Origin of the sequence: Streptomyces sp. NBC_01445, assembly GCF_035918235.1 — a bacterium.
Classification (GTDB): Bacteria; Actinomycetota; Actinomycetes; order Streptomycetales; family Streptomycetaceae; genus Streptomyces.
In genome coordinates this window covers 2,111,260-2,129,012 of record NZ_CP109485.1, presented here as the reverse complement: position 1 = coordinate 2,129,012, position 17,753 = coordinate 2,111,260, and the positions used below count along the sequence as shown (strand labels likewise).

General features: G+C 71.3%; 13 protein-coding genes. 9 read left to right on the top strand and 4 right to left on the bottom strand.

From position 1 onward, the window contains the following. Positions 1-62: 62 nt before the first annotated feature. Both OG574_RS10010 and OG574_RS10005 read left to right on the top strand, forming a co-directional pair. Positions 63-1,394 carry an MFS transporter gene (locus tag OG574_RS10010; protein WP_326772860.1) on the top strand — a complete coding sequence of 444 codons (1,332 nt, stop codon included), beginning with the start codon at positions 63-65 and terminating at the stop codon, positions 1,392-1,394. 24 nt (positions 1,395-1,418) lie between these two features. Continuing rightward, positions 1,419-1,997 carry an AAA family ATPase gene (locus tag OG574_RS10005; protein WP_326772859.1) on the top strand — a complete coding sequence of 193 codons (579 nt, stop codon included), beginning with the start codon at positions 1,419-1,421 and terminating at the stop codon, positions 1,995-1,997. A gap of 421 nt (positions 1,998-2,418) precedes the next feature. On the opposite strand, the gene OG574_RS10000 is transcribed toward OG574_RS10005, so the two are convergent. The 4 genes from OG574_RS10000 to OG574_RS09985 all read right to left on the bottom strand — a co-directional run bounded on the left by OG574_RS10000 (position 2,419) and on the right by OG574_RS09985 (position 6,988). Then, on the bottom strand, positions 2,419-5,097 hold the full coding sequence (locus OG574_RS10000) for a SpoIIE family protein phosphatase (protein ID WP_326772858.1): 2,679 nt from the start codon (positions 5,095-5,097) through the stop codon (positions 2,419-2,421). 272 nt (positions 5,098-5,369) lie between these two features. Further along, positions 5,370-5,603 carry a hypothetical protein gene (locus tag OG574_RS09995; protein WP_326772857.1) on the bottom strand — a complete coding sequence of 78 codons (234 nt, stop codon included), beginning with the start codon at positions 5,601-5,603 and terminating at the stop codon, positions 5,370-5,372. An 86-nt stretch (positions 5,604-5,689) separates the two neighbouring features. Continuing rightward, complete coding sequence (locus tag OG574_RS09990) at positions 5,690-5,917, bottom strand: hypothetical protein (RefSeq protein WP_326772856.1); 228 nt, start codon at positions 5,915-5,917, stop codon at positions 5,690-5,692. Positions 5,918-5,944: 27 nt separating this feature from the next. After that, positions 5,945-6,988, bottom strand: coding sequence for an NAD(P)-dependent alcohol dehydrogenase (locus OG574_RS09985; protein ID WP_326778421.1), 1,044 nt, complete (start codon positions 6,986-6,988; stop codon positions 5,945-5,947). 100 nt (positions 6,989-7,088) lie between these two features. On the opposite strand from OG574_RS09985, the gene OG574_RS09980 reads away from it, so the two are divergent. The 7 genes from OG574_RS09980 (at position 7,089) to OG574_RS09950 (ending at position 17,698) form a co-directional block, all read left to right on the top strand. Continuing rightward, entirely contained in the window at positions 7,089-7,997 is a 909-nt protein-coding gene (locus tag OG574_RS09980) for an SDR family NAD(P)-dependent oxidoreductase (RefSeq protein ID WP_326772855.1), read from the top strand. 152 nt (positions 7,998-8,149) lie between these two features. Then, on the top strand, positions 8,150-9,019 hold the full coding sequence (locus OG574_RS09975; RefSeq protein ID WP_326772854.1) for a branched-chain amino acid ABC transporter permease: 870 nt from the start codon (positions 8,150-8,152) through the stop codon (positions 9,017-9,019). An 11-nt stretch (positions 9,020-9,030) separates the two neighbouring features. Further along, on the top strand, positions 9,031-11,535 hold the full coding sequence (locus OG574_RS09970) for an ATP-binding cassette domain-containing protein (RefSeq protein WP_326772853.1): 2,505 nt from the start codon (positions 9,031-9,033) through the stop codon (positions 11,533-11,535). A gap of 57 nt (positions 11,536-11,592) precedes the next feature. Next, the gene (locus tag OG574_RS09965; RefSeq protein WP_326772852.1) at positions 11,593-12,933 is read left to right on the top strand and encodes an FAD-dependent oxidoreductase; all 1,341 of its coding nucleotides are present in this window, start codon (positions 11,593-11,595) and stop codon (positions 12,931-12,933) included. A 32-nt stretch (positions 12,934-12,965) separates the two neighbouring features. After that, on the top strand, positions 12,966-14,522 hold the full coding sequence (locus OG574_RS09960; protein ID WP_326772851.1) for an aldehyde dehydrogenase: 1,557 nt from the start codon (positions 12,966-12,968) through the stop codon (positions 14,520-14,522). A gap of 56 nt (positions 14,523-14,578) precedes the next feature. Continuing rightward, entirely contained in the window at positions 14,579-15,712 is a 1,134-nt protein-coding gene (locus OG574_RS09955) for an acyl-CoA dehydrogenase family protein (RefSeq protein ID WP_326772850.1), read from the top strand. Positions 15,713-15,736: 24 nt separating this feature from the next. Then, positions 15,737-17,698, top strand: a complete 1,962-nt coding sequence (locus OG574_RS09950) for an oxidoreductase (RefSeq protein ID WP_326772849.1) — start codon at positions 15,737-15,739, stop codon at positions 17,696-17,698. Positions 17,699-17,753 lie beyond the last annotated feature (55 nt).

The following is a 17,753-nucleotide window of genomic DNA, read 5'->3' as shown; positions in this document are numbered from 1 at the left end:
CGCACACCAGAACTTCCTGTACTGTCCCCGCCCCGCCGTTCATGGAGCAAAGGAGCTCATCCATGGCCGAGCAGACCCTCACCCCCGAGAGCCTCACACCCGAGTCCCTCGACCGGGATGAGTCCGCGCTGCGCAAGTCGATCCGTATCCGCTGGGTCCTCGTCGCCCTGCTGGTGATCGGCGGTGTCGTCAACTATCTCGACCGCGCGACCCTGAGCATCGCGAACACCACCGTCGCGGACGAGTTCGGCCTGAGCTCCACGGAGATGGGTCTGCTGCTCGCCGCCTTCTCCTGGCCGTACGCGATCGCCAACCTCCCGGCCGGCTACCTCGTCGACCGCTTCGGCCCGAAGAAGATGTACGCCTGGGCGGCCGGACTCTGGTCGCTGGTGTCCATGATCGGCGCGGCGGCCACCTCCTTCGGCACGCTGTACGCGGCCCGGGTCGCGCTCGGCGTCGCCGAGTCACCGTTCTTCACCGCGGGGCTCAAGGTCAACGAGCGCTGGTTCAACAAGGAAGAGCGCGCACTGCCGATCTCGATCGTCAACACCGGCTCGCAGATCGCCAATGCGCTCGCCCCGCCGCTGCTCACCGGCCTCCTGATCACCTTCGGCTGGCGCGGCATGTTCCTCGCCGTCGGCGCCCTGGGCCTCGTGATCGTGCTGGTCTGGCTGCGTATCTACCGCGACCCCACCCTGCGCGAGGAGGCCCTGATCAAGGGCGCCGAGGCTGCCGAGGCGGCCGCCGCCGCCAAGGCGTCCGACCAGCCGCAGGCGAGCTGGGGCCAGATGTTCCGCCAGAAGAACACCTGGTTCATGGTGCTCGGCGCCTTCGGCATCTTCTACACCGTCTGGGTCTACCTGACCTGGCTGCCCAGCTACCTGCAGACCTCCCGCGGCTTCAGCCTCGCCGACACCGGCTGGCTGTCCTCGCTCCCGTACCTCTGCGGCATCGCGGGCGTCCTGGCCGGCGGCTGGCTGTCGGGCCGGCTCATCCGCAAGGGTCACTCCGCGGTCACCTCGCGCAAGGTGCCCATCGTCGGCGGCGCCGCCCTGGCCGCCCTCGCGGTCATCCCCGTGGCGTACGTGGACAGCACGCCGCTCGCCATCGCCCTGCTCTCCGTCGGCTACTTCGCCGCACAGGCGCCGATGGGCTGCCTGTGGACGCTGGCCGGTGACATCGCCGAGAAGCACCAGGTCGCCTCGCTCGGCGCGATCCAGAACTTCGGCGGCTTCCTCGGCGCCGCGGCCGCGCCCGTCGTCTCCGGAGCGATCCTCGACGCCACCGGGAACAACTACAGCCTGGTCTTCCTGATCGGCGGCGCGCTGCTGATCGTGGGCGGCCTGTCGTACCTGCTCTTCGTCAAGGACCGCCGCCAGGCCGTCGCCGCCTGACCCACCCCACCCGGAGCCAGCGCAATGAGCAACCCCCGCGCCCCCCGCGTCCACCTAGTGATCGGCCCCGCCGGATCAGGCAAGTCCAGCGTGGCCCGGCTGATCGCAGAGCGGTCCGGCGCCGCGTACCTCGACAAGGACACCGCCTGCACGCGGCTGACCGAGGCACTCCTGGCGGCGGCCGGCACGGACCCGGCCGAGCGCGACCACAACCCGTACTACCGGTCCGTCGTCATGGACCTGGAGTACGCGACGCTTCTGGACCTGGCCGGGGACAACCTGCGTCTCGGCCGCCCGGTCGTCCTCGACGCTCCGTTCGGCCGGTACTTCGACGACCCGGACTACCTTGTGACGGTCGCCGACCGTCACGGGTGGCCGCCAGGCACCGAGTGCGTGGTGGTACGGGTGACCGTGGACAAGGAGACCGCCCGCGCACGGGTGCGGGCCCGCGGCTACGCCCGCGACACGTCCAAGCTCGCCGACTGGGACGCCTTCTGGGACAAGGCTTCCCGCGCCGAATGCCGGTGGACAGGGGCCCGTCACCTGGAGCTCGACAACAGCGCGGACGGCATCAACATGGGCGCGGTGGTTCGGGCGCTGTGATGCGCGCGGAACGGGCGACCGGACCGTATCCACGGAACGCGCGTCGGCCGAGGTGAGCGGTGCGGGGGCGACGGGGCACTGCTCCTGATCCCTGGCCCTCCTCGTAGACAGCCGCGTCTCAAGATCCCTTGAGACGCGGCTTTTACATGCCAACCGTGAGGTGCACGGATGGTGCGCCTCTCCGTCGGCAGGTCGGCGAGTAACTGGGGCGACTCGCAGCGCCTGCCCAGGAGGCGCTTGCCGCGGCGCGGGCCGGGCGATCCCCGAGCGGGGTGACCTGCACGGACGAAGTTTCCGGCAGGCGCACTGCTCCACCCCCTCCCAGGGGAGAAGTCGCGGGGCGTCCGGCTGCTGGTACGCCCCCGACACGCTTCTGCGCCGGCATCGGGCCCCGCTCAAGTGTCGCTGCGTTCCCCTGCGTTCAGAGGTTGGGATCGTCGAACTGGTCGAGGAGTGCTTCGGTGAGTGTGTCGCTCATTGGGACTGCGGCACCGACGTGCAGCGATTGTTCGGCCCAGATGACCTTGCCGCCCGGCGTGTACCGCGTGCCCCACCGCTGGGCGAACTGCGCCACCAAGAACAGCCCTCGGCCGCCCTCATCCGTGGTCGCTGCCCTCCGCACATGTGGCGAGGTGCTGGAGCCGTCCGACACCTCGCAGATCAGGCTGCGGCAGTGCAGCAGCCGCACTTTGATGGGCGGCGAGCCGTACCGGATGGCGTTGGTGATCAGCTCGCTGAGGATGAGTTCCGTGGTGAACCCGATGTCTCCCAGCCCCCATGCCTGCAGTTGCGCCCCGCACTCCGCACGGACCGGGGCCACCGCCGCCGGATCCGGCGACACCTCCCACTGCGCCACCCTCGACGGCTCGAGCAACCGAGTGCGCGCCACCAGCAGCGCGATGTCATCGGACGGGTGCGCCGGCAGCATCGCGTCGATCGCTGCCTGACACGTCTCCTCCGGAGTCCGCCCCGCCCCCTCCAGCGCCTGGTGCAGCAGGGCCAGTCCGGTGTCGACGTCCCGGTCGCGGTTCACGATCAGCCCGTCGGTGTACAGCACAAGTCGTGAGCCCTCGGGCAGGCGCAGCTCGGTGGTTTCGAAGGGGTGGCCGCCCAGGCCGAGAGGAGGCGAAGCGGGCACTTCCGGAGAGGTGACGGTCCCGTCCGGATGCACCACCGCCGGGCCCGGGTGCCCTGCTCGCGCCGTCGTGCACACTCCCGTGACCGGGTCGTAGATCGCGTACAGGCAGGTCGCCCCGGTGACCGCTTCGCTTTGCCGGCCCTGCGGGCCGTCGCCGGTGCTCTCGTCGCTGTCGATGCGGGTGACCAGTTCGTCCAGGTGCCCGAGCAGTTCGTCCGGCGGCAGGTCCAGGGCGGAGAAGTTGTGTACCGCAGTGCGCAGGCGCCCCATCGTCGCGGCCGCGTGCAGTCCGTGGCCGACCACGTCACCGACCACCAGTGCCACCCGGGCGCCCGGCAGCGGGATGACGTCGAACCAGTCCCCGCCCACGCCGGCTTCGGCCGGCAGATACCGCCAGGCCACATCCAATGCGTCCTGTTCCGGTACCTCTTGCGGCAGCAGACTTCGCTGCAGTGTCACTGCCATCGTGTGCTCACGGGTGAAGCGGCGGGCGTTGTCGATGGCCACCGCCGCCCTCGCCGCCAGCTCCTCTGCGAAGGAGAGGTCTTCTTCTTTGAACGGGGGCGAATCCCCCGTGCGCCAGAAGTTCGTCGTCCCCAGCACCACGCCACGCGCCTGGAGCGGCACGGTCACCAGCGAATGCACCCCGCGCTCCAGGGCCCTACTGGCCGCGTCAGGGTCCTGTTCCCGCCACCCCCGGGCCTGTCGCAGGTCGTCCTCCAGCACCGCCCGCCCTGTCTCCAGGGCCCGCGCCTGCGGAGCCGTCGGCGAGTAGGTGATCAGCTCTCCGACCGGGTAGATCCCCTCCCGTTTCTCATACCCCTCGCTGATTGCGGTACGGCGCATACCCGCCGTCCTGGTCGGCTCCTCGCCCCGCTCCACCGACTCCAGCAGATCGACGGTGACGATGTCGGCAAACCGCGGGGTCGCCACATCCGCCAGCTCCTGCGCGGTGCGCACCACGTCCAGCGTGGTACCGATCCGTACCCCCGCGTCGTACAAGAGGGTCAACCGCTCCCGCGCCACCTCCGCCCGTCCGGTGACCACCGCCAGCTCCGTGGTGTCCCGCAATGTCACCACCCAGCCTGCTTGACCGCCGTAGGGGGCAGTGGGTCGCATGTTGACCGCCAGCAATCGGTCCCCCGCGCGGTGCACCTCATCTGTGGTCGGCTCGCCCGACGTCAGCAGCCGCGCCGTATCCGCATCCAACTTCAGCTCTGCCACCGGCCGCTGTTCAGCATCCGCCGGTAGTTCCAGCAGCCGCCGCGCCTCGTCGTTGGCCAGCATCAGCCGCCCGTCGGCACCGATGATCAGTACCCCTTCCCGGACCGCGTGCAGCACCGCGTCATGGTGCTCGTACATCCGCGTCATCTCCGCCGGGCCCAGACCGTGCGTCTGCCCACGCAACCTCCTGGCCACCAATGCCGTCCCGAGGGTGGACAAGGCGAGCGCGGCCGCCCCGGCACCGAAAATGATCGGCATGTGCCGTGCCGAAAGCGCGGTCACCTTTTGGACCTTGATCCCGGCGGAAACCAGGCCGACGACCGAGCCGCGGTCATCGGTCACCGGCACCACCGCCTGGATGACCGGCCCGCTGCCCTCGGCCAGGGGCAGTCCGAGGGCGCTCTCGATGGTGGTGCCGCCTTCCAGCGAGGGTTTGATGGTGCCGATGAACTTCTTCCCGATCTGTCGGGGGTCGGGGTGCGTATAGCGAATTCCGTTGGTGTCCATGACAACGATGAAGGTCACCCCAGCCCGCTTCCGGGCCGCTTCGGCACGCGGCTGCAGCACGGCCGTCGGATCCTTGCTGTTCAAGGCCTGGACCGTGCCCGGGGCGTTCGCGAACGTCTCTGCTGCGGTCAGCGACTGGCGCGCGGCCTCCCGCGTACTGTCACGCCCCGCCTGGAGCACCAGGGCCGTTACCGCGGCCGCAACCAGCAGCACCACGATCACGACCTGCATAACGAACACCTGCCCGGCGACGCTGCGCAGATTCAGCAGAGAGCGCAGCCCCGAGCCCGCGGACTCACCATGACCAGACGCGGGGCTGGCGAAGAGACGGTGCGACTCATGCCGTTTTGGGCTAGAAAATCCCTTCATATTCACTTTCTAGCACTGTTTTCTGCCCTGCTGTGGGGCGCCCAGGTAGGGGTGTGACCGAGATGCGCCGCGTCAAAGGGACAAAGGGATGATCTTGAAGCCTTGAGCGCCCCACCAATTCACTCGTCCTGCGCCTATTTATAGATGAGGCCGCCGAGGCGGTCGTGCCGGATGACATGCGACGGACCATCGGCGGCGGGCGGTTCCGGCGCGCGGGCACCATCGGGACATCGCTGTCCGAGTGATCGGTGAGGCCGGTGCTCATTGTGGTGACCGGCGTACTCGTCGACGAGGAGGCGCAGGTGCCGCTTCAGCGGATTCCGATAGGGGATCTCGAAGAGAATGGCTTCCACTCCGGTGATTTTCACGGCGCTCCTCCTGTGCATTCATTGCCTTTCCGCTCGACGGACGTCAGGGATGTCCAGTTTCTTGTGAGAACGTCTGCTCGGTGTTTTCAGCAGCGGCGAGTCGTCGTCCGTGCGCCAGGCCAGGGCCGGCGGAACGCGTCCTCGATCTCCTGGCAGACCACGTTCTCGCGTGGCGCGGAGCGGACGGAGTCCGGGAGGGGGGCGGCGTTGCCGAGGCCGGTGGCAATCGAGGCGAGGGTCGCGGACGCCTCCGTGACCTCGTAGGTGCTGCGGGGATGGAAGTCCGTGGCCAGACGGCTGCGGACCCTAGCCAACGGCTCGGCGAATAGCTCCGTGGTCCGCTAAGGCTCGGGCACCAACACGGCTCGCCCCCGCATCGTGCCTTGCCTCAGCCGATGGAAGGCAGTCTGTGCGGCGGACAGCGGGAACTGCTCCGTCTCGACGTGGAGCGTCCCGGCGCGTGCCAGTGCGACCACCTCGGCCAGTTCGGGCCGAGTGCCCCAGAACGGTAGGGAGAGCCGGAAGCCAGGGGGGAGGAATCCGGGCTTGCGTACGGTCAGTTGACCGCCGCCGCTGCCGACGGCCACGAGCTCTCCGCCCGGGCGCAGGATCTCGGTGGCGAGGGCAAGAGTCGCCTTGTTGCCGACGAAATCGAGCACGGCGTCCGCTCCCACGCCTCCGGTGCCGGTCCGAAGTGCTCGACTGGTGTCCGCCCGCATCAGCGTCGAGGCATGTGCACCGGACCGGTGGGCGAGCGCGAGCGCGGCCTCGCGGATGTCGACCGCGAGAACACGACTCGGCGTGGTGGCGCGCAGGATCTGGATGGCCAGGTGGCCGAGCCCGCCGACGCCGATGACCAGGGCAGTCGAGCCCTCGCCGAGCGCGTGCCGCACTCCGGCGATGGCGTGGTACGAGGTCAGACCCGCGTCGGAGAGCGGCGCCGCCTGGTCGGCAGCCAGGTCGCCGATCGGCACCAAGTGGTGGGCGGATGGGACGAGTACGTACTCGGCCATGCCGCCGTTCCGGCCGAGCCCGACCCCGTGCCAGTCGAGGTCGCCGCGCCGGTCGCAGTAGTTGTCCCGGCCCGCGGCGCAGCGGGCACATCGACCGCAGCCCCACGGGCCGTAGACCACGACGCGTTCGCCCGGCGTCGGGCCGTCGGTGTCGGGGCCGAGGGCCTCGACGTGTCCGGCGACCTCGTGGCCGAGGGTGAACGGCGGCTTGTAGGGAAGCGCGCCGGCCGCCGCGTCGACGACGTGCACATCGGACTGGCAGAGCCCCGCGGCCTCCACCCGCACCAGCACTTCGGTGGCGCGGGGGACCGGGCGCTCGACGTCCACGAACGCCGGTTCCCGTCCCCAGCCCGTCAGCCGTACTGCCTTCATGGTCACCGTCCCGGCTCTTGTCAGATCGACAGCGGTGACGGTAACAGAGACGAAGTCAGTTCAGTATCGAGATGCCCGCAGAGGCAGAGGGAGCATCAGGATGAGCAGCGATACACAGCAGAGCCGGGACGCACAGCAGGGCCGGGACGCACAGCGGAGCCGGGACGCACGGCAGGGCCGGGACGCGCAGCACAGCCGGGACCCGCGGCAGGGCCCCGACGCACAACAGGGCCGGTTCGCGGGCAAGGTCGCGATGGTGACGGGGGCCGGCTCCGGTATGGGCGCGGCCGTCGCCCGGCAGCTCGTCGCCGAGGGGGCCCGGGCCGTGGTCCTCGCCGACGTGAACAGCGAGAACGCCGGCACCGTCGCCAAGGGGCTGTCCGTCGGCCGGGCGGTCGCCCTCGATGTGGCGGACGCTCCGGCGGTCGACGCGGCCGTCGCGGACATCGTGCGGGAACACGGGCGTCTCGACGTCGTGGTGCACGCGGCGGGCGTCGATGACCCTGAGGCCAAGGAGCTGATCGCGGACGCGCTGGTGCACGGGCGTCCGGCCGAGGTGACCGACCGCCTCACCGACACGGCCTGGGGGCGCGTCATGCGGATCAACCTGGACGGAACCTTCCATGTGCTGCGTGCCGCGGTGCGTGTCATGCGGCCGCGGAAGGCGGGTGCGATCGTCGTCATCGGCTCCTCGTCGGCCTTCGACACCCCCGTCGGCTACCCCCACTACGCGGCCTCCAAGGCAGGGGTCCACGCGCTGACGCAGGCCGTGGCCAAGGAGGTAGTCGCGTCCGGGATCAGGGTGAACGTGGTCGCGCCCGGTCCGACGGAGACCGGCATGGCGGCGCGCACTCCGGCGGCGCTGCGCAGTGGTTTCGCCGATCCGCGGGTGCGCCCGTACGCGACCCCCGAGGAGATCGCCGACATCGCCCTGTTCCTCGCGGGGGACGCGGCGGCGAATCTGGTCGGCGCGGTGCTGCTTGCCAACGGCGGCCGTTTCACGGTGTGAGCCGAATCCGTCCGCGCACAGGTCTTGCCCACCCGGGACTCGGTGCTTACCGTTCAGGAGGCAAGTTCATGAATTGAGTTCAGTTTGTCAATCACCCGGGCGACACTGAAGATCCCGGAGCACGGGTGCTCGGGCACGAGGAGACGGTCGACGTGGATCAGTTCCTGCTCATCCTGGTGAGCGGTCTCGCCAGCGGTGCGGTGTACGGCCTGATGGGCCTCGGGCTGGTGATCATCTATCGGGCGACGGACGTGGTGAACTTCGCGCTCGCCAGCCTCGCGACCGTCGGGCTCTACGCGGCACTGACGCTGTACGAGAAGGGTCTGCCACTTCTCGTGACCGCCTTGGTCGCGATCGTCGTCACCGCCGGGGTCGGCCTGGTCGCCCGGGAGACGGTGATCCGGCCACTGGCGCAGGGGGAGCTGCTCTCGGCCCTGGTCATGACCATGGGCGTCTCGCTCATCGCGGAGAGCGTCATCAGCGCCATCTGGGACGACCAGCCACGGCTCTTCCCGAGCCTGGTGGAGGGGTCCGTCTCGATCGGCGGCTCGGCGATTCCGAGGCAGAGCCTGCTGACCATCGGCGTGGCGGCCGTGGCGATGGCGCTGGTGGCGTATCTCTTCGGGCGGACGACCATCGGCTCCGCCATGCGGGCCGTCGCCGAGTCCGCCGACACCGCGCAGATCCTCGGCCTCGGCTCGCAGCGCATCGCGAGGATCGCCTGGGCACTCGGGCTCGGCCTCGGCGCGCTCGCCGCGTTCCTGTACGCGCCCCGGGCGGGACTGGTGCCGACGGTGCTCAGCGCGCCGCTCTTCCGCGCCTTCGCCGGGATCTTCCTCGGCGGGCTGACCAGCATGTACGGGGCCGTGATCGGCGGGTTGACGGTCGGCGTGCTCGACAACCTCGCCGCGGGCTATGTCTCGGCCGGCTACCGCGACACGTTTGTGTTCTCGTTCACCATCCTCGTGCTGCTGATCCGCCCTCAGGGGCTGTTCGGCGTACGCACGTTCCAGCGGGTCTGAGGGAGCGGTCCATGTCTGTCTTCAGTCGCACCAACCTCGCCAAGGCGGCGCTCGGGCCGCTCGCCGCGGCCGTACTCATCCTCGTACTGAACGCCGGGTTCATCCCGCCCTACCAGGCGTACTCCGTAGGACTCGCCGCCGTGTACACGGTCCTCGTCCTCTCGGTCGGCCTGCTGGCGGGGTGGGCCGGCATCTGGTCGATCGCCCATCCCGCGTTCTTCGCCCTGGGCGCCTACTTCGCCGCGTACGGCAGCACGCACGGCTGGTCGCTGGAGGCCGTCGTTCTCGGGGCCGCCGGATGCGCCGCGGTGTTCGGGGCGTTCCTGGGCGGCGCGGGCGCGCGGTTCTCGATGCTGTACGTGGCCCTGCTCACGCTCGCGTTCACCATGGTGTCGCTGGAGGTGATGGGACAGTGGGCCAGTGTGACGGGCGGTGACCAGGGCATCCCCATGGAGAAGCTGGACAGCGCCCTGGGTCTCGGCACGGTCGCCAGCGCAGGTTCGCAGGCGCAGTACATCGCCGTGGGAGTGGCCGGGATCGCGCTCGCCGTGGCCGCGCTGGCCCGGCCCAGCGCCCTGCGGATGCGGCTCGTCGCCGCCAAGTCCCACCCGATGGCCGCCCGTTCGATCGGCATCGCGCCGGAGGCCCAGTCGGCGCTGGCCTTCGCCGTCAGCGCCGTGTTCGCCGCGGTGGCGGGCGTCCTGCTGGCCCTGGTCGTCGGATTCGTCAGCCCGGACCCCTTCTCGCTGGCCCTGGCGATCTCGCTGATCGCCGCGTGTGTGCTGGGCGGCCCGGGCACCTTGCTGGGGGCGGTCGTCGGCGGCGCCTATCTGACCTGGGCGCCGACGGCCGCGGAGAGCACCGGGGTTCCGCAGCCGATCCTTCAGGGGGTCGTGCTCATCGCCGCACTGCTGTTCCTGCCGGGCGGCGTGGTGCTCTTCCTCGGGCGGACGGCACGCCGCCTCGTACGCAAGTCGGACTCGCACGGCTCGACCACCGTAGAGCTGCCGGAAGAGCCGCCGCAGCCGGTGCCCGCCCCCGCGGCCACCGCTCCCGAACTGCTGCGCCTGGACGAGGTGGCCGTCTCCTTCGGCGGGCTCAAGGCACTCGAAGGCGCCTCGATGTCGGTACGGGCGGGCGAGACGCTCGCGATCATCGGTCCCAACGGCGCAGGCAAGACGACACTCCTGAACGTCCTGTCGGGGCTCGTCGGCGGTGGGCGGGTGGCGGGCAGCGCGCGGTACGGCGGCAAGCCCCTGCTCAAGTCCCGTGCCACCGCCCGCCGTCGGTTCGGCATCGGGCGCACCTTCCAGCACGCCGAGACGTTCCCCGAACTCACGGTCCTGGAGAACGTTCTCTGCACCCATCGCCGGGTCACCGCCCGGTACCGGGCCAGAGCCGCCGAGCTGCTGGACCGCGTCGGCCTCGCCCATGTCGCCGACCGCTACCCTGCCGAGTTGCCGTTCGGTCTGCACAAGCGCCTCGACCTTGCCAGGGCGCTGGCCGAGGACCCCGAACTGCTCATCCTGGACGAGCCGTTCGGCGGCCTCGACGCCATCGAACGCACCGTGCTGGCCCGGCAGATCGTGCGGCAGCAGGAGCGCGGCACCGCCGTCGTGATCATCGACCATGTCCTCGACGACCTGTTCGCCGTCGCCCACCGGGTGGTCGCCTTCGACTTCGGCCGGCCGATCGGCGAGGGCGAGCCCGGCAAGATCCTCGACGATCCCCGGGTGCGCTCCTCCTACTTGGGCGAGGGCGGCGCCCACGACGAGCTGCCGCCCAGGGACGGCACCGAGCGCGCCGCTGTGCGGCTCGACGCGGTGGACCACGCCTACAGCGGTGTGACCGCCCTGCACGGAGTCGACCTCACCATCGGCCGGGGCAGCGTGGTCGGCGTCGTCGGTGCCAACGGCGCGGGCAAGAGCACCCTGGGCCGGATTCTGCACGGCTCGCTCCCGCCCACCCGCGGCCGGCGCACCGCCGAAGAGGGCCTGCGGACCGCGCTGGTGCCCGAGGGCCGCGCCCTGTTCAAGACGCTTTCCCTGCGCGAGAACCTGGAGGTCGCCGCGTACGCCGCGGGCATCAAGGGAGCCGACCTGCGGGCCCGGCTCGCGGAGACCGCCGAGTGGCTGCCGCCGCGGCTGCGCGAGCGGATGGGCGTACCCGCCGGGGGACTGTCCGGCGGTGAACAGCAGGTCCTGGCCATCGCGCGAGCCCTGATGGCGCGCCCCGACCTGCTGATCGTCGACGAGCCGGCGCTCGGCCTGTCCCCGGCCATGGTCGACGAGGTGTACGCCCGGATCGGCCGCCTCGCCCACGAGGGCATGACGGTCGTCCTCCTCGAGCAGTCGCTCGGCCGCGCCGCGTCCGCCTGCCACGAGGTGGTCGTGCTCCACGAGGGCGCCATCGCCGTCTGCGGCGAGCCCGGTGACCCGGTGTTCCTCACCCGCGCCGAACGGGCCTACTTCGACGGGCCGGACGACGCCGTCGTACCTGCCACGGGCCGTAGCTGAGGGACCGGTCACCTCACCGTGCCCAACAAGCCCACCCCTAGGCCGGAGGAGAGCCAAGTGCACACAGAAAGCGTCGACCTGCTGATCATCGGGGCGGGGATGGCGGGCCTGACCGCCGGTGCCCGCGCCGTGCGTGACGGCCTGACCGTCGCGCTCGTGGAGATCGGCGCGGACGTCGGCGGCTCCGCACGCTTCGCGGGCTACGCGTGGACCGCTCCGAGCCACGACGTCATGGAGCAGCACAATCCGCACGGGGACAGCGCGCTCAAGCGCGCCCTGGTGGACCGCTTCGACGACGGCATCTCATGGATCCGCACCCTCGGCGTGGAGGCGAAGGACGCCCAGCCCATCCTCAGCTTCGGCCGCGGGCACCAGTTCGACACCAACCACTACGTCGACACCTGCCGGCGCCTGATCGTCGAAGGCGGTGGCGAACTCCTGCTGGGGACCGACACCGAACGGCTGGTGGTCGAGGACGGCGTCGTGACCGGAGCTGATCTGCGGACGGCGGACGGCACGCGCCGGCGGGTACGGGCCGGCAACACCCTCCTCGCGACCGGCGGCTTCCAGGGCGACCTCGCCCTGCGCACCGCCCATGTGCACCCCGCGGCCGACCGCATGCAGCTGCGCTCCAACCTCCATAGCCGCGGCGCCGGTTACCGCCTCGCCACGCACGCCGGAGCCGCCACCGGCCACGACGACGCCGGCTTCTACGGGCACCTCATCCCGAGCAGCATCCCCTTCGCCGACCCGGCCGACTTCGTCGATATGTCGCTCTACTACAGCGAGCACGCGCTGCTCCTCAATCTGCGGGGCGAACGGTTCGTCGACGAGACGCTGGGCGATCACCTCACCGCGATGGCGCTCCTGGAGCAGCCCGAAGGCCGCGGCCTGCTCATCGCCGACGCCCGGGTGTTCCGCGACTGGATCGTCGGCTCCTACGTCGAGGGCGCCGTCGCCGTCGACAAGTTCGCCCTGGCCAGCAAGCGGGGCGGTCGCGTCGGACTCGCCGAGGACCTCGACGAACTGTCCTTCCTGCCCGAGGAATGGGGCTACGACGCCGAGACCGTCCGCACCGCCGTCCGGCAGTTCAACGAGCACACCGCGGCGGGCAAGGACCCGGCCCCCGGCCGCGAACTGGACCACCTGCCGCTGGACGAACCGCCGTACTACGTCATCGAGACGGTCCCGGCCATCACGTTCCCGTTCCACGGCGTGCGCATCGACGACCGGGCCCGCGTCCTGGGCGAGGACGGCCGTCCCATCGGCGGGCTCCTGGCAGCCGGATCGGACACCGGAGGTCTCTGGCACCGCGCCTACGCGGGCGGCATCGCCTCGGCCCTCGTCTTCGGACTGACAGCCGCGGACACCGCCCGCGGGACGACCCACCACTCGTGACCGGACGCAGACGTGTACGCGCAGGAGGCAGCATGACAACCATCGACCACAAGGCCTTCTTCATCAACGGGTCGTGGAGAGCGGCCGACGGCACGGACCGCTTCGACGTGATCTCCCCGAGGTCGGAGCAGCACATCGGCAGCGTCCCGGCCGCCTCGAAGGCGGACATCGACGCCGCCGTGGCCGCGGCCCGGCACGCGTTCGACGAAGGGGAGTGGCCCCGGCTCACCCCGGCGGAGCGAGCCGACTACCTCTCCCGCCTCGCGGACGGGATCGAGCGGCGCCGGACCGAACTCGCCGAGCTGATCACCGAGGAGCTCGGCTGCACGTTGTTTCTCTCGCAGATCTACCAGACGGTGTCGCCCGTCATGAGCCTCAACTACTCCGCCGAGATCGGCCGGAGCCTGCAGACGGCCGAGGTGCGCGTCAGCGATCTGACGCGGCTCGGGGGCGAGTCGGCGGGCGGCGGCATCATCCCCATGGCCGGGTCCAGCCTGGTGGTCAAGGAACCCGTCGGAGTGGTCGCCGCCTTCCCGGCCTACAACTTCGCGCTTCCGGCGATCGGGCAGAAGGCCGGACCGGCGCTGATCGCGGGCTGCACCGTCGTCGTCAAGGTCACCGAACCCAACCCTCTGGCGCTCTTCGTCGTCGGCGAGATCTGCGAGGAGATCGGTCTGCCGCCCGGCGTCCTCAACATCGTCGCCGCGCGGGCACCGGAGTCGGAGTACCTGGTGCGCCACCCCGGCGTGGACATGGTCAGCTTCACCGGCTCGGTCGACGTCGGCGCCACGATCGCGGCGGCCTGCGGAGAACTCATCCGGCCGTGCGTCCTTGAACTCGGTGGCAAGTCCGCGGCCATCGTCCTGGAGGACGCGAAGCTGGAGGATGTCCTTCCAGTCCTGGTGGGGGCCAGCGTCGGCACCAACGCCGGCCAGAGCTGCGTCGCCCAGACACGGCTCCTGGTGCCCGAGTCGCAGTACAAGGCCTACGCGGAGGCCCTGGCCGACGCATTCGCCTCGCTCAAGGTCGGCGACCCCATGGACTCCGAAACGGCGGTCGGCCCGCTGGTCACCTCACGCCAGCGTGAGCGGGTCGAGCACTACGTGGACGTGGCCCGCAAGGAGGGGGCGACGATCGCCCATGGCGGCCGCCGGCCTGCGCACCTGAGCCGTGGGTGGTACTACGAGCCGACGCTCGTCACCGACGCGCACAACGGGATGAGGGTGTCGCGCGAGGAGATCTTCGGACCCGTCGCCTCACTCATTCCGCACCGTGGCGAGGACGACGCCGTACACATCGCCAACGACAGTGAACTGGGGCTGGCAGGCTCCGTGTTCACGGCCGACACCGCGCACGGGTTCGCGGTCGCCCGGCGCGTGCGCACCGGCACCTTCTCTGTCAACACGTTCGCGGCCGATCTGGGCTCCCCGTTCGGCGGGTTCAAGAAGTCGGGCCTGGGGCGCGAGCACGGCCCGGACGCCGTACAGGATTACCTGGTGACGAAGACGATCTCGATCGACCCGAGCCGACAGCTTCCGGAGTCGGTCACCAGGAACGTTCCCCGCGGAACCGGCCCCGGGGCGCGCTGACCGCTCCCTCACCCCCTCGCCACTGCACCCCGCCACCCGAGCACGATGGAGTTCCCATGCACAGCCGTCACCCCGAAATCGACCCCCAGTCGCTGTCCGAGACCGACGAACAGCGGGAACTGCGCACGGTCCTAAGGGACTTCTTCACCGAGACGAGCGGCCCCGAGGACGTCCGCAAGCAGCTGTCCACCCCACGCGGACACGACGAGGCGCTCTGGGCGCGGCTCGCGGGCGAGATCGGCGTGCACGGCCTTGCCATCCCGGAGGAGTACGGCGGATCGGGGTTCACCTTCGCCGAACTCGCCGTGGCGCTGGAGGAGTCGGGGCGCGCCCTGTACTGCGCGCCTCTGCTGCCCACCGTGGTCCTTGCCGCGCACGCCCTGTTGGGCAGCGGGGACCGGCAGGCGTGCGCGCGCCATCTGCCGAGGATCGCGGACGGCACGCTCACCGGGACCGTGGCCGGATTCGACGACACCGAGCCCGGCATCGGAGCCGAACACGGCACTTCGGGCTGGGTGTTGCGCGGTGCTGCCGACTTCGTGCTCGACGGGGCCGGGGCGGATCTGATCGTGGTGCGGGCCCAAACCCCCGACGGCGCGCGGCTGTTCGCCTGTGAGCCGACCGCGGACACCTGCGTGCGGACACCGCACCGCGTCCTGGACGAGACGCGCCGCCAGGCACGGGTGGAGTTCCGCGGTGCACCCGCCACGCCCGTGGGCGAGTCGGGCGACGTGACGGCGACCCTCGACGCCGGGCGGGCCGCGCTCGCCGCCGAGCAGGTCGGCGGCAGCGGCCACGCGCTGGACGCCACCGTCGGATTCGTCGCGCAGCGCCGGCAGTTCGGGCGCCCCATCGGCTCGTTCCAGGCGGTCAAGCACCGGCTGGCCGACGTGCTGGTCGCCCTTGAGGCGGCCCGCTCGGCATCCGCGTACGCGACCGCCTGCGTGGCGACGGCCTCGTCGCAGCTGCCGGTGGCCGCGAGCGCCGCCGCCGCGGTCTGCTCCGAGGCCTTCCGCCTGGCGACGGCCGAGTACGTCCAGCTGCACGGCGGGATCGGCTTCACCTGGGAGCACCCGGCACACCTGTACGTGCGCCGGGCCCGCAGCGGCGAAGTGCTGTTCGGCACAGCGGGCCAGAACCGCGCCAGGCTCGCCGGACTCGTCGGGCTCGCCCCCCGATCCGCCGCCTGAGCGGGCAGGGAGACGCCGCATCCCATGACACACCCCACCGACCTCGCCCTCGCCGCGCCGTTCACGCTCGGCGCCCTCACCCTCCGCAACCGCCTTGTCGCCACCGCCCATGCCACCGCGGCGGTCGCCGACGGGGCGCCCACCGAGGCCGACGCGGCCTACTGGCGACGCCTCGCCCAAGGCGGCGCCGCCATGGTGATCACCGGCGGCACCGCCGTCGCCCCCGAGTCGACCCTGCCGCAGCGCTATCTGACCGAGGCATGGCGCCCCGAGATCGAGGACGCGGTACGCCGCCGGGCCGAGGCCATCACCGACGGCGGCGCGGTGGCCATCGCACAACTCGTCCACCTCGGCCGGGAGACCCTGGGCGCGGGCACCTACTACGCGCCGGTCTCCGCCGGCGCCGTCCGCTCGCCCCGCGAGGCGTCCGCGCCGCACGCGCTGAGCACCGAGGAAGTACGCGGCGTCGTCGACGCGTTCCGCATCTCGGCGGCGAACAGTGTGCAGGCCGGCTTCCACGGCGTCGAGCTGCACGCGGGGCACGGCTATCTGCTCGCCCAGTTCCTCTCCGGCGTCAACAACACCCGCGACGACGACTACGGCGACCGCATCGCCCTGCTCGCCCAGGTGATCGACGCGATCCGCACCGAGATCGGTCAACTCCCCATTGGCGTACGGGTATCGGTGGAGCCCGGCAAGGACTCCGGGCTCGGCCTGGACGACCTCGTCGAGCTGCTCCCGCGGCTGAGCGCCGCCTCGCCCTTCACGTACGCCAACGTGACGACCGGCGTCCGCAACACCTACGTCCCCGGCATGGCGACCACCCGTCCGCCGCTCCTCGACGCCGTGGCCCGGCTGCGTGCCGCGGTCGCCCTGCCACTGCTGGTCAGCCAGGGGTTCCGGGCGGCGCACGACATCGAGCGGGCGCTGGACGCGGGCGCCGATCTCGTCGGCATGGCCCGGCCGTTCATCGCCGACCCCGACTTCGCCCGCAAGATGACCGTCGGCGACGAGCGCTCCATACGCCCCTGCACAGGCTGCAACGAGGGCTGCCGGACCTTCGAGCCCACCGGGTCCTGCTCGGTGAACCCCGAGCTCGGCCCGCCGGGAGCCGCCGCCCGCCCGGCCGTCCCCCTGCTCCTGACCCGGCGTCCCGGCCACCGGAGCGGGTCCGTGGCCGTCCTGGGCGCGGGGCCCGCCGGCATGGAGTGCGCCATGGCGCTCGCCCGCACCGGCGCCACAGTGGTCGCCTTCGACAGCGCGCGAGAAGTCGGCGGCCAGGCCCGCCTCGCCGCGCTCGCCGCACACCGCCCGGGGTGGCAGAAGCTCGTCGACTACCAGCGCGACCGGCTCGCCGACCTCGGCGTACGCGTACGTCTGGGCACGTCCCCGACGGCCGGCGAACTCGCGGAGTACGCCCACATCGTGCTCGCCACCGGCGCCGAGGAGGCAACGGTCCCCATGCCGGGCGAGCTGCGGACACTCACCAGCACCGACTTCCTCGGCCGGTACGCCGACGTCGTGCCGCAGGCGCCCAGGGTCGCCGTCCTCGACGACGGCTTCGGCTGGTGGCAGGGCGTCAGCGCCGTCGAGAGCGCCCTCGCGGCCGGCGCCCGTGAGGTCACGCTGATCACGCCCGGCAACGGATTCGCCACGGGCCTGTCGCCGGAGAACCGCACCCAGCTGATGAACCGCCTGACCGGCGCGCCGCTCCGTGTCGTCGCGATGAGCAGCGTGACGTCGACGACCGCGGACGGTGTGCGGCTGCGCCATGTCCTGGACGGCCAGGAGACGGACCTCGCCGCCGACCTGCTGGTGACCGTCGGCGAACGGCGTCCGCGCCGACCGGACCTCACTCCGGCCGACGGCCAGAGTGTCCGCGCCGTCGGCGACTGCGTCGTACCGCGCCGCATCGCGCACGCCGTCGCCGAGGGGCGCGCGGCCGCGGAGGCGGTCGCCGCCGGACCGCTGCCGGCCATGTCCTGAGCCGAACGTCCTGGCGGGGCACCGCTCATCGGCGGCCCGCCCGCGTGTTGATTCC